Below are 11982 nucleotides of genomic sequence, written 5' to 3' on the forward strand. Positions count from 1 at the left end.
GGTGGCGCCCTCGTTGATGAACTGTGCCGGCTTAGTCCCTTCCGTGACTCAAAGAGTAAGCCAGCATCACGACATGAACATGCCACCGTCCACATTGACCGTCTGACCGGTGATGTACGCGGCGTCGTCCGAGGCGAGGAATGTAACGAGCCCCGCCACATCGCCGCCATTGCCGGCACGCTTCATCGGAATGTTCGCGACCCATTCGGCCATCAACTCGCCGGGTTTGTAATCGCCGAGCAGCTTGCCCCACGCTTCGTCGTTATACGACCACATGTCCGTCGTGATGATGCCCGGACAGAACGCGTTCACCGTGATGCCGGTCGGGGCCAGTTCCTTCGCGAGACTCTGCGTGATGCCGAGCACGCCGAATTTGCTCGCCGCGTAATGCGGCGTGTAGACGAAGCCCTGCCGCGCCTGACCAGACGCCGTGTTGATGAGCCGCCCCGCTTTGCCTGCGCGCAGCATGCGTGTGGCCGCTTCCTGGCAGCACAGAAAAACGCCCTTGGTATTCACGGCCATGACCTTGTCCCACTCGCTTTCAGTCAGGTCCGGCAACTTGGCGATGGTGATGACCCCCGCGTTCTGCACCGACACGTCCACTTCGCCGAGCTTGCTCGCGACTTCCTCATACAGCGCGACGACCTGAGCCTTATCCGTCACGTCCGTCTCGACGGACAGCGCCTCGAAGCCCGATTCGCGCAAACGCACCGATGCATCATGCACGCTCTTCTCGTTCGCGGTCACGCACACCTTCGCGCCTTCCTGCGCGAAGCGCTCGGCAATGGCGAGACCGATGCCACGGCTGCCGCCCGTCACGACCACGACTTTGTTCTCGAACCGCTTCAATTGTTGCGCCACTGAGATTCTCCGGGAGTTAAAGACGCTCTATCCATCGCAGCCATTGCGCGTGATTCGCCGCGGCGGCCTCAACACCGCTGCCCGGCTCGACGCGTCGTGCCACGACGCGTTGCGTCTGCCAGTCTTCGAGCGACGCCACGATGCCCGCCTGATACGCCGCGAGCGCAGCCGCGCCCGACGCTGAAATCTCGCTGACCGCAAGCGTGCTGACCGGCCGATTCAACGTATCGGACAGATATTGCAGAAGGAACGGACGCTGCGTTAAGCCGCCATCGAGAAAGAGTTGTGCAAGCGGCACGTCGGCCGCCTGCTCCATCACGGTGATGACGTCCTTGATCTGATAGACGATGGATTCATACGCCGCGCGCGCCACATGCTGCCACGACGTCGAAAAGTTGAGCCCGACGATCTGCGCGCCGCCCGGGTATTTCCAGTGCGGACAGCCGATGCCCGAGAACGATGGAATCACGAACACGCCGCCGTTGTCGTACTCGGTGAACGCCTGCTCGGCCTTGGCGAAATCGTCGAACAGGTTGAGCTTTTCCTTGAGAAACGCAGGCGTCGATCCTGCGCTGATGATGATCCCTTCTAGCGCGTAGTCCACGCGCTTGTCGGTAGCGAAGCAGAGTGTCGAGACGAGGCCGTGTTCGGGCTCGCGCGCCTTCCCGCCGACGTTCATCATGATGGACGATCCCGTGCCCATCGTCGCCTTCGCGACGCCGGGACTCAGGCACCCTTCGCCGACGGCGGCGGCGTGTGAATCGCCGATCATCGAGAGGATAGGCAATGGCGTGTCCAGCAGCCCGTCGAAATCGGTCATGCCGAAGTCGGACGCAGACGGCCGAAGCTCGGGCAAGCGCAGTCCTTGCAGGCCGAACGTCTCGATGAGTTCGCGATCCCACTCCAGCGTGCGAAGATTGAGCAGCATGGTGCGCGACGCATTCGTCACGTCGGTGCGATACGCCGCGCCGTTCGTCAGCCGGTACAGCAGCCAGCTATCGACCGTACCGAAGTACGCGTCGCCTGCCGCGATATGCGCGCGCACGCGTTCATCGTTTTCGTTGAGCCAGATGAGTTTGGTGCCTGAAAAATACGGGTCGATCAGCAAGCCCGTCTTTTGCGCGATGAGCGGCTGCAAGCCGTCGCGCTTGAGCCGTTCGCAAATGCCCAGCGATCGCTGGCATTGCCACGACACACCCGGCACGATCGGCTCGCCCTTCGCGTTCCATAACACGACCGTCTCGCGCTGATTCGAGATGCCGATGCCTGCTATGTCGCCTTTGAAGCTGCTCAGGCACTCGGCCACAGCCTTGAGGACGGACGCGTACAGCGCATTCACGTCCTGCTCGACGAAGCCCGTGCGCGGCGTGGTGCATGAAACCGGCGCGAACCCGCGTGCATGAACCTGCCCGGTCTGGTCGAAGACGAGCGCCTTCGTGCCGCTCGTGCCCTGATCGATGGCGAGAATATGGCTCATGGTCTAGTCCTCACGCGGTCAGCGAAACCATGCGCGACTGCAGGCGCTGCTGCAACTGGTCGATGACCACGGCGAAGATGATGACGAGGCCCTTGATGACCATTTGCCAGAAATCGCTGATGCCGCACATCACCATGCCGTCGCCCAGAATGCTGATCACGCACGCGCCGACGACGGAGCCGAATACCGTGCCGCGTCCGCCCATGAGCGCGGTGCCGCCGAGCACGACCGCCGCGATGGCGTTCAGTTCGTACGTCTGTCCCGTCAACGGGTGCGCCGTCTGCAACTGCGCCGTGATGACGAGTCCCACGATCGCCGCGCAGAATCCCGAGAACATGTAGACGAAAAGCTTCACGCGATTCGTTCGGATTCCCGAAAATCTTGCCGCTTGTTCATTGCCGCCGATGGCATAGATACGACGGCCGAGCGGCGTCTTTCGCGCGACGAAGATGGTGATGGCCGCGAGCACCAGCATGATCCACACCGGCATCGAGAGGCCGAGAATCGTGCCGTTGCCGATGAATTCGAAGCCCGTGTTGCCGAGTGCGGGATTGCCTTCGAGGTCCGCGAACGTGCTGCCGTTGTTGACGAGCAGCGCCGCGCCGCGCACCACGTAAAGCATGCCGAGCGTCGCGATAAACGGCGCGACGTTGAGCATGGTGATGAGATAACCGTTCACGGCACCGATTAACGCGCCCAGCAAACACGCGATGATCGTCACGCCCAACGGATTGAAGAACACGACGTGATGCCCGATCTTCACGCCTTCGAGCAGCAGATATCCCGCCGCCATGCCGCTAATGCCGACGATGGAGCCTACCGACAAGTCAATACCGCCCGTCAGGATCACGAGCGTCATGCCGATGGAAAGAATCGCGACCACGGTGACGTGCTTCGCCATGATCAGCAGGTTGCCGGTCGAAAGAAAGCTCTCGGTGGCGAGCGAGAACACGATGATGATCGCGAAGAGCGCGATAAAGATGCGCAGCTTCAGCAGATTCACCGCGATGCGCGACGCCACATAGGCGCCGTGCCGGTGGTGCTTTGCATGCACCGGCGTGACCGGCGGGTTGCTGCTGTTGGGTGTATTCATGGTTCGGATCTCGGTTGCCTCACACTACGGCCGTCGCGGGCGTCGAAGCCCGCACGATGCGTTCGCTGTCGAATTGGGGCCGGTCGAGCACGGCGGTCAGCTTGCCGCTCGCCATCACGAAGACGCGGTTGGACACGGCCATGGCTTCGTCCAGTTCGGATGTCGCGTAGATCACGGCGATGCCCGAGCGCGCGAGCAGGCTGATCGTCTTGTAGACGTCTTCTTTCGCGCCCACGTCGATGCCGCGCGTTGGCTCGTCCATCAGCAACACTTTGGGCTTCGTCAACAGCGCCTTGCCGATGACGACCTTCTGCATGTTTCCGCCGGATAGCGACGTAATCGGCGCATCGACTGACGCAGCCTTGATGGCGAGTTTCTTCACGATGTCGTTGGCCGCTTCTACTTGTTTGTCGCGCGTGAGCGCGCCGACGAAGCGTCGCGTGAACTTGCCGAGGCTGGAAAGCGTCATGTTCTCGAGTATGGTCATCAGTTGCACCATGCCCTGCTTCTGGCGATCTTCCGGCACGAGCGCGATGCCCGCTTCGATGCGCCTCGGAATCGGCAGGTCTTCGATGGCCTTGCCTGCGAGTTCTATTTCGCCGAGCGCGAGGGGATTTGCGCCGAGCAGCGATTCGAGTAACTCGGTGCGGCCAGCGCCCATCAGTCCGTAGATGCCGATCACCTCGCCGGCACGCGCGGTAAAGGACACGTGATCGACCGCGTAGATCCCATTCGAACGCTTGAGCGCGAGGTCTTTCACCTTCAGCACTTCGCGGCCGATTTCGTGCTGCTCGAACGCGAAACGCTTCTTCGAAGAGCCGACCATCGCTTCGATGATCCACGGAATGTCGATGTTGGCGATATCGTTCTCCGCCACGAGCCGCCCGTTGCGCAGCACGGTGATGCAATCGCCGATCGCCATGATTTCTTCGAGGCGATGCGAGATATAGATCACCGTCACGCCCTCTTCCTTGAGCTGGCCGATGATCTTGAAGAGAATCTCGACTTCCGTCTTCGAGAGCGCGGAAGTCGGCTCATCCATGATGAGCACCTTGATATGCTTCGACAACGCCTTCGCGATCTCGACGAGCTGTTGCTGACCGACGTACAGATCGCCGAGCCGCGTGCGCGGATCGATCGCGATGTTCAGCCGGTCGAGCAGTACTTTCGCCTGATGGTTCTCCATCTTCGAGCGGATCACGCCCGAGTTCGTGATCTCGTTGCCAGCGAAGATGTTCTCCGCCACCGTCATGTCCGGAAAGAGATTCAACTCCTGAAAAATGATGCCGATGCCGTGCTGCTCGGCGCTACGCACATCGGTGATCTGCGCGAGCTTCTCGTCGATCCAGATTTCGCCCGAGGTCGGCGTTTCCGCGCCCGCGAGCAGCTTCATCAACGTGGACTTGCCCGCGCCGTTCTCGCCGATCAGCACGTTGACCTTGCCGCGCCGCACCTTGTAGTCGACATCGACGAGCGCCGCCGTGCCCGGATACTGCTTCGACAGCCCGCGCGTTTCGATCACGTTGACGGAGTTCATCGTGCGGGCGTTGTGCTGGTTCTCGTTCATTTCCAGGCCACCGGAATCGCGCGGATTTCGCCCGCAGGCTCGCTCCAGGTGCTGTACACGGCGGAGACATCGACCGCATCGCCCACCTTCAGCTTCAGCGAACTCTGCACGCGCGCCACGACGAGCTTGTTCAATTCCTGGCCGAACGCGGCAAAGCGCGTCTGGTCGTCGAAGTCACTGTATTTGACGCCGGGAAAGCCGTCGCGCACGCCCGTGCCGATCACGACCGGACCCGTTTCGAGCGCGACCTGTACCGGCTCGCCGCCGTTCGCGGACGTCACCTCGACATACGCCTTGCCGACGCGCGACGTCGAATCGATCTTCGTCACCTTGCCCTGCACGCGCAGCCAGAAGTTGCACGGGAATGCATTGCTCTGACGGAAGCCGTATTGCTTGCAGGCATCGTCGAAGTTCTGATTCAGCGCGCTGATGACCTGCGCCGCGGGTTTCGCGTTCTTGTCCGCGTAGGGGACCAATTGATCGTTCAGGATCTTCGCAGCGTCCGGGCCCTTGTGCTGCCCTTGCGCGCGGATATCCGCCAATTCGGTATCGGTGACGACGTGGCACGCCGACAAGCTGGCGACGCAAAGCATCATTGCCAGCCGCCAGCGCGCGAATACGGGATGAACCATGACGACCTCGACCTCACATGACAAGCCATGTGCGGGCGCAGCCCTGCGGCGCCCGCACGGAGCAACAACGCGTATTACTTGTTGTAGTAGAAGTCCTTCACGTGCGACGCGTTGTCTTTCGTAATGAGAATGCCGCGCGTGAGTTGACGCTCCGGCTCGCCGGTCTTGCCGGTTTTAATGTACTTGTCGAGCAGATCGACGCCGTGAATGGCGATGCCCTGAGCCTGCAGCATGACGGTCGCCTTCAGCTTGCCCGCGAGCACGGAGTCGCGTTCGTCGTTGCTGCCGTCGATGCCCATTACGGTCACGTCCTTATGCCCCGCCGACTCCAGCGAAGCAATCGCGCCGAGTGCAACGGGGCCATTGCCGCAGATCACGCCCTTGATGTTCGGATGCTCTTGCAAAATGGAATCCATCGCCTGCTTGCCGGGCAACAGTGCGCCCTTCGCATCCTGACGCGCGACCATCTTCAAATCGGGATATTGGTCCAGCACCTGATGGAACGCCTGCGAGCGCGTCACGCAGTTCTTGTCCGCGAGGTTGCACGTTAGTTCGACGTACTCACCTTTTTCGCCGATGGCTTCCACGAAACGCTGCGCCACTTCGGTACCCGCTTGCAAGTTGTTATGGCTCAACTGCGCAATGGCGATGCCGTCCTTGGGAATCTCGCGGTTGATCAGCACCACAGGCACTTTCTTGTCCGCCGCTGCGCGCACCGTCGCGACGCTCGCGTTTGAATCGGCGTTATCGAGAATGATGCCCTTCACGCCCTTGCCGATGACGAGATTCACCAGTTCGTTTTGCTTGTTCACGTCCTCGCCATGCGAGAGCACGATGGTGTCGTAGCCGAGCTTCTTCGCTTCTGCATCCGCGCCCTTCGCTTCGGCTGCGTAATACGGATTGTCGAGCGCATTCACGAGAATCGCGATGGTGCCTTGGCCTGCTGCATTGGCGGTGGCGGGCAACGCGGCGGCGAACGAAACGGCCACCGCTGCTGCAACTGCAAGCTTCTTCCACATGTTGTTGTCTCCGGTTTGTTTGTCTTTCTTCGACAGCGTTGGACTGGCTCAGGCGATCGTGTAGCCTCCGTCGATCATGATGTCGGCGCCCGTGATCATGTCGGCGCCGTTCGAGAGCAAAAAGAGAATCGCGGCGGCGATCTCATCGGTATAGGCGAAGCGTCCGACCGGAATCAGCTTCTTCATGTTCTCGCCCTTCTCGCCTTCCCAAGCGGCCGCGCCCATCGGCGTCAAGACGACGGTCGGCGAGACCGTGTTGACCGTAATGCCGCGCGGCGCCCATTCCTTGGCGAGCACCTTGGTCATGCCGATAAGGCCCGCTTTCGCCGACGTATACGCGCAATGCTGATCGATGGCGACGGTCGCAGCCTGCGACGCGATGTTCACGATCTTGCCGCCGTGGCCGCTTGCCAGGACCACGCGCGCGAAGTGCTTCGAGCACAGGAAGGGACCAGTGAGATTCACGCCGATCTGCCGCTGCCATTCGTCGTAGCCGATGTTTTCCGCGGGCGTCAGCGTGATGCAGCCTGCGGCATTGACGAGCAAGTGCAGATCGCCGAAATGGTCGCGAGCCGCTGCAATGGCCTTCTCGACGTCGGCCTCATGCGCGACATCGCACGGAAAGGCTTTCGCGTTGTTCGCGCCGAGTTCTTCGATGGCGGCCTGCACGCGCGGTTCTTCGAAGCTCGGATAGAGAATCGCGACGCGTGCGCCCTTCGCGATCAGCGCGGCATTCGTCGCCATGGCGATGCCGCCGAGCCCGCCCGTCACCACTGCCACCTTGCCATCGAGCCGGAAGTCGAAGTCCACGCCGTGGCGCAACGACATGTCGTACTGAATGCTCATTCCCGTCTCCTCTTTTATTGAACGCAGTGCGCGCGTACGGCATTTGCGATACCAGCCGCGTCGATGCCATAGTGTTTGCGGATGCCCTTACGCGTGCCGTACTTCGCGAATTCGCCTTCGGTGATGCCGAGCGTCGTGAGCGGCCGCCCGATCTGCCGCCGCGCCATCAGCAATGCGACAGTCGCGCCGATACCGCCGTGCAGCGAATGCTCCTCGACGGTCACGATGGTCTCGTGACGCTCGATGATCGAAGCGAGCGCGTCCTGATCCAGCGGCCGAAGCGACGAAAGGTTCACGAGCGTCGGATTCGCGACGCCCTCTTTTTGCAAGGCTTCACACGCGTCGAGCGCCTCGCCGACGACCGATCCCAGCGCGATCACCGCGACTTTCGCCCCTTCGATCAGCACGTCGGGACGGCCCGGCTCGAAGCGGTACGACTCGTCATGCACCACAGGAAACTTCGCGTTGTCGAGGCGGATGTAGACAGGTCCGTCTACCGATGCCGCATAGTCGATCACTTGCGCGACTTCTGCCTCATCGCACGGCGCGAAAATCTGCACGTTGCCGAAGCCGCTCATGATCGACAAATCGTCGATAGCGTGATGCGTCGAAGCAAGCGGCCCGTACGCGACGCCCGCGTTCAAGCCGAGCATCTTGACGTTGGTCGCGCTGTAACAGACGTCGTTCTTCACCTGTTCGTTGGCGCGTCCGACGAGGAACGGCGCGGCATTCGCGGTGAACACGATGTGTCCGCCGAGCGCGAGCCCCGCCGCCATGCCGACCATGTTTTGCTCCGCGATGCCTACGTTGATGACGCGGTCCGGGTAACTTTCGAGGTACGGCCCGATCTTCGAGGTCGATGTCGAATCCGCGACCATCACGATGATGTCCTGGCCGGCCGCAGTCAGCCGGCTGATCGCGTTCACCGCGCCGTCGCGCAAGTCAGCGAGTTCACGCATGGTCGAGCTCCTTCAGCGCCTGCTTGAGTTGGTCTTCGTCGGGGAACTTGTGATGCCACGCCGGCACGTTCTCCATGAACGACACCCCGCGGCCCTTGATGGTGTGCGCGATGACGACTTTCGGCTTGCGATTGTCGTAGTCGAGACTTTCCATTAGTTTCCAAATGGCATCGGGCTGGTTTCCATTGACGTCGTGAACCTCGAAACCGAAAGCACGGAACTTCTCGTCGAGCGGGTCCAGGTCCATGATGTTGTGCGTGAAGTCGGCGAGCTGAAGCCGGTTGCGGTCGACGATCACGACGAGGTTCGAGAGTTCGAAATGCGCCGCCGCCATCGCGGCTTCCCAATTGGAGCCTTCTTCGAGTTCGCCGTCGCCGGTCAGCACGAACACGCGGCCCGTGGCGCCTTCCGTCTTCGAAGCGTGGCGCTGCTTCGCCATGGCGAGCCCGGCCGCAATGGGAAAGCCGTGACCGAGACCGCCGGTATTGACGGTGACGAAGGTGGGCAACTTCTGGCGCACCGGATGGCCCGGCAGACGCGAATCGTCCTTCAGATACGTGAGCAGTTCTTCGTCGTTCAGCCACCCGAGTTCCGCGAAGCAGGAATAGAGACCGCCGACCCCGTGACCTTTGCTCAGAATGAATTCGTCATGCCAACGCACCTTGCGCTCGGCGTCGACCTCATAACGCATCACATGAAAATAGAGTGCCGCGAGAATGTCGGCCTCCGACATGTCGCCGCCCGTGTGACCGCTCTTGGCCGTCGCGTTCATCACGCAGATCTTCTTGCGGATCTCTTGCGCCCGGCGATGAAGCGCGTCGCCGGACTGCTTGAAGGGGTTTTCCATTCCCTGCTCCCAGACTTCCCGTTTGCTTAGAGCCAGTTTCTTTTAGTTTCGTTAGAAAAGTCAAAGAGAAATAGAAACAAAAGGGAAAACACCTAGTGAAGCACCACCGATCTTCTGATCAGGCACAATGCGCATTAGAGAGGCGCCTTCATGCAGCGCCTGCGCAGGAAAATAAAAAATGGATCAACGAACCCGGACCGAGAAGATTTTCGAACGCGTGCAGACCGCGAAACTGGTGAAGCTCTCAGAGCTTTCCAGCGAATTCGGCGTGTCGATGCCGACGATCCGCAAGGACATCGACGAGTTGCAGCGGCTAGGACGCGTCGAGCGCGTGCACGGCAACGTGCGGCTGAAGGCAACGCAAAGCGACGGCGCGCGGCGCAGCTACGAAACGCCCGTGCTGCCGACGAGTCCTGAGAAGGCGATGATCGGCAAGAAGGCAGCGAGCCTGATCGAGAACGGCGATTCCGTGATCCTGGATTGCGGCGCGACCGCGACGGAACTCGCAAGGAATCTGCTGGACAGGCAGAACCTTCGCGTGGTGACCAACGCGCTCAATATCGCCATTCTGCTGGGCGCGGAGCCGACCAATCGCGTGATGCTCACGGGCGGCATCTTCAAGCCGGAGACGATCGCAGTGTCGGGCGAGAAGGCCTCGACGTTCTTCGAGGGCATGTTCGTCGACAAGCTGTTTCTGGCGGCAGGCGGCGTGTCGATGGAGTCGGGCATCTCGTATCCGGACTTCATCGACCTGCACGTCAAGCGCGCGATGATCGATGCGGCGAAGACGGTTTACCTGCTGGCGGATTCGAAGAAGTTCGGCAAGCGCGAGTTTGCGGCCTTTGGTGCGATGGATAGCATCGACTACCTGGTGACCGACAACGGCCTTGAAGCGCCTTTCGTCGAGTGGCTGCGCCGGAACGGGACGGAAATTATCTACGCGTAGAGCGGCAACGCGCTCGTTCTGCCAACCGCGCTCACTGGAGCGCTAATGCGCTTCTGAATTGTGCTCGCCTCGCCCGATGGAATAGCGACGCTTGTCGCAATTTCCCTAACTGCTCATCGCACAACGAGTATGGGCGACGGCTGGCAGCCTCGCGGCGTCGCTATGCGCCGTTGCGGTTGATGCGCTGAATGCAAGCGCAGCCTGATCCTGGCCGCAGCAACGAGGGCGCGCACACGCGGCGCCGCAGGCCAGCGGCGACCGCGCGGACGTTTAGTGCTCCCCTTATAGCGTCGTGCTAGCCAACGCCGAGCCGATGACTTCGTTGGCGACCACATCGACTGCCTGCTTGACAATGCCGACGATCTCATCGACTTCCGCGCGCGTCGTGATCAGCGGCGGCGCAAAGCCTAGGATATCGCCGTGCGGCATCGCGCGCGCGATCACACCGCGTTCGAGCGCGGCGGCCGACACCTTTGGACCGACTTTCAACGCTGCATCGAACGGCGTGCGGCCTTCTTTGTCCTCCATGAATTCGAGCGCCGCCAGCATGCCCGCGCCTCGCACTTCGCCAACGAGCGGATGTGAATCGAAGGCCGCGTGCAATTGCTGCTGCAGGTAGGCGCCGACATCGGCGGCGTTCTGGGTCAGCTTCTCGCGCTCGAGAATATCGAGGTTGGCAAGCGCCGCAGCCGCGCAGATGGGATGACCCGAATACGTCCAGCCGTGGCCCATCGGCCCGAACTCCTGCGAGCCTTTCTCGATGACGTCCCACACCTTCTCGCCGACGATCACGCCCGAGAGCGGCGCATACGCGCTCGTCAGGCCCTTCGCGACGGTGATGAGGTCCGGCTTGATGCCGAAGTGCTGGGCGCCCATCTTCGAGCCGAGACGGCCGAAGCCGCAAACGACTTCATCGGAGATCAACAGAATGTCGTGCTTGCTGAGTACTTGTTGAATCGCATCCCAGTAGCCTTGCGGCGGCGCAATGATGCCGCCCGTGCCCATCACCGGTTCGGCGATAAACGCAGCGATCGTATCGGCGCCTTCCTTTGCGATCAGCTTTTCGAGTTCGTCCACGCAATAGCTCGTGAATTGCGCCTCGCTCATGCCGGCCGGCGCCTTGCGATACCAATGAGGGCAAACGGTGTGCTTGATGCGATCCACCGGCAGATCGAAGTGCTGGTGAAAGCTCGGCAGGCCCGTGAGACTTCCCGTCACGATTCCCGATCCATGGTAGCCGCGTTCCCGCGAAATGATTTTCTTCTTGTTCGGACGGCCGAGCACGTTGTTGTAATACCAGACGATCTTGATTTGCGTTTCGTTCGCATCCGATCCCGACATGCCGTAGTACACCTTCTTCATGCCTGCGGGCGACCAGTCGATGATGCGCGAAGAGAGTTCGATGATTGCCTCGGTCGAGTGGCCCACGTACGTGTGGTAGTACGCGAGTTTCTTGGCCTGCTCATAGATGGCATCGGCCACTTCGGTCCGGCCATAACCGATATTCACGCAATAGAGGCCTGCGAAAGCATCGATGTAACTCTTGCCCTGATGATCTTCGATGCGAATGCCCTTCGCGCCCCTGACGATCTTGCCTGGCAGCGCACCGCTCGCGTGATCGTGGGCGTGCGTGGACGGGTGCATGAAATGCGCGCGGTCGTCGGCGAACAGTTGTCCGAGCGTTGAATGTTGTTGGCTCATGTGCTTCTCCTTGGATCTCGATTCGTGTCTTTGA

Annotated in this window: 11 protein-coding genes; 1 reads left to right on the forward strand and 10 read right to left on the reverse strand. The window is 61.2% G+C overall.

Going from position 1 to position 11982, the window contains the following annotated elements; translation table 11 throughout:
• Positions 1–66: 66 nt before the first annotated feature.
• The 9 genes from LDZ26_RS20285 to LDZ26_RS20325 all read right to left on the reverse strand — a co-directional run bounded on the left by LDZ26_RS20285 (position 67) and on the right by LDZ26_RS20325 (position 9301).
• Positions 67–849 (reverse strand): SDR family oxidoreductase, encoded by a 783-nt coding sequence (locus tag LDZ26_RS20285; protein ID WP_244851106.1) that lies wholly within the window; start codon positions 847–849, stop codon positions 67–69.
• 28 nt (positions 850–877) lie between these two features.
• Positions 878–2338 (reverse strand): FGGY family carbohydrate kinase, encoded by a 1461-nt coding sequence (locus LDZ26_RS20290; RefSeq protein ID WP_244851029.1) that lies wholly within the window; start codon positions 2336–2338, stop codon positions 878–880.
• Between the two features lie 10 nt (positions 2339–2348).
• Complete coding sequence (locus tag LDZ26_RS20295; protein WP_370650750.1) at positions 2349–3431, reverse strand: ABC transporter permease; 1083 nt, start codon at positions 3429–3431, stop codon at positions 2349–2351.
• A 19-nt stretch (positions 3432–3450) separates the two neighbouring features.
• A complete protein-coding gene (locus LDZ26_RS20300; protein ID WP_244851030.1) occupies positions 3451–4998 on the reverse strand; it encodes a sugar ABC transporter ATP-binding protein in 1548 nt (515 codons plus the stop codon).
• Complete coding sequence (locus tag LDZ26_RS20305) at positions 4995–5630, reverse strand: DUF2291 family protein (RefSeq protein WP_244851031.1); 636 nt, start codon at positions 5628–5630, stop codon at positions 4995–4997. The genes LDZ26_RS20300 and LDZ26_RS20305 overlap by 4 nt, the downstream gene beginning before the upstream one ends.
• A gap of 74 nt (positions 5631–5704) precedes the next feature.
• Positions 5705–6649, reverse strand: a complete 945-nt coding sequence (locus LDZ26_RS20310) for a D-ribose ABC transporter substrate-binding protein (protein WP_244851032.1) — start codon at positions 6647–6649, stop codon at positions 5705–5707.
• A gap of 48 nt (positions 6650–6697) precedes the next feature.
• Positions 6698–7495, reverse strand: a complete 798-nt coding sequence (locus tag LDZ26_RS20315) for a GolD/DthD family dehydrogenase (RefSeq protein WP_244851033.1) — start codon at positions 7493–7495, stop codon at positions 6698–6700.
• A 14-nt stretch (positions 7496–7509) separates the two neighbouring features.
• Complete coding sequence (locus tag LDZ26_RS20320) at positions 7510–8454, reverse strand: transketolase family protein (RefSeq protein WP_244851034.1); 945 nt, start codon at positions 8452–8454, stop codon at positions 7510–7512.
• The gene (locus tag LDZ26_RS20325) at positions 8447–9301 is read right to left on the reverse strand and encodes a transketolase (protein WP_244851035.1); all 855 of its coding nucleotides are present in this window, start codon (positions 9299–9301) and stop codon (positions 8447–8449) included. The genes LDZ26_RS20320 and LDZ26_RS20325 overlap by 8 nt, the downstream gene beginning before the upstream one ends.
• A gap of 178 nt (positions 9302–9479) precedes the next feature.
• Between LDZ26_RS20325 and LDZ26_RS20330 the strand changes: the two genes are divergently transcribed.
• Positions 9480–10247: a DeoR/GlpR family DNA-binding transcription regulator gene (locus LDZ26_RS20330; protein ID WP_244851036.1), complete on the forward strand. Its 768-nt coding sequence runs from the start codon at positions 9480–9482 to the stop codon at positions 10245–10247.
• A 282-nt stretch (positions 10248–10529) separates the two neighbouring features.
• On the opposite strand, the gene LDZ26_RS20335 is transcribed toward LDZ26_RS20330, so the two are convergent.
• Positions 10530–11948, reverse strand: a complete 1419-nt coding sequence (locus LDZ26_RS20335) for an aspartate aminotransferase family protein (protein WP_244851037.1) — start codon at positions 11946–11948, stop codon at positions 10530–10532.
• Between the last annotated feature and the right edge of the window lie 34 nt (positions 11949–11982).

This window comes from Caballeronia sp. SL2Y3, from assembly GCF_022879575.1.
GTDB lineage: Bacteria > Pseudomonadota > Gammaproteobacteria > Burkholderiales > Burkholderiaceae > Caballeronia.

What these genes read in the sequence shown, in the direction of transcription:
- LDZ26_RS20305 (WP_244851031.1), bottom strand. Translation starts at nt 5,630, where the DNA reads ATGGTTCATCCCGTATTCGCGCGCTGGCGGCTGGCAATGATGCTTTGC.
- LDZ26_RS20330 (WP_244851036.1), top strand. Translation starts at nt 9,480, where the DNA reads ATGGATCAACGAACCCGGACCGAGAAGATTTTCGAACGCGTGCAGACC.
- LDZ26_RS20310 (WP_244851032.1), bottom strand. Translation starts at nt 6,649, where the DNA reads ATGTGGAAGAAGCTTGCAGTTGCAGCAGCGGTGGCCGTTTCGTTCGCC.
- LDZ26_RS20335 (WP_244851037.1), bottom strand. Translation starts at nt 11,948, where the DNA reads ATGAGCCAACAACATTCAACGCTCGGACAACTGTTCGCCGACGACCGC.
- LDZ26_RS20300 (WP_244851030.1), bottom strand. Translation starts at nt 4,998, where the DNA reads ATGAACGAGAACCAGCACAACGCCCGCACGATGAACTCCGTCAACGTG.
- LDZ26_RS20295 (WP_370650750.1), bottom strand. Translation starts at nt 3,431, where the DNA reads ATGAATACACCCAACAGCAGCAACCCGCCGGTCACGCCGGTGCATGCA.
- LDZ26_RS20325 (WP_244851035.1), bottom strand. Translation starts at nt 9,301, where the DNA reads ATGGAAAACCCCTTCAAGCAGTCCGGCGACGCGCTTCATCGCCGGGCG.
- LDZ26_RS20320 (WP_244851034.1), bottom strand. Translation starts at nt 8,454, where the DNA reads ATGCGTGAACTCGCTGACTTGCGCGACGGCGCGGTGAACGCGATCAGC.
- LDZ26_RS20290 (WP_244851029.1), bottom strand. Translation starts at nt 2,338, where the DNA reads ATGAGCCATATTCTCGCCATCGATCAGGGCACGAGCGGCACGAAGGCG.
- LDZ26_RS20315 (WP_244851033.1), bottom strand. Translation starts at nt 7,495, where the DNA reads ATGAGCATTCAGTACGACATGTCGTTGCGCCACGGCGTGGACTTCGAC.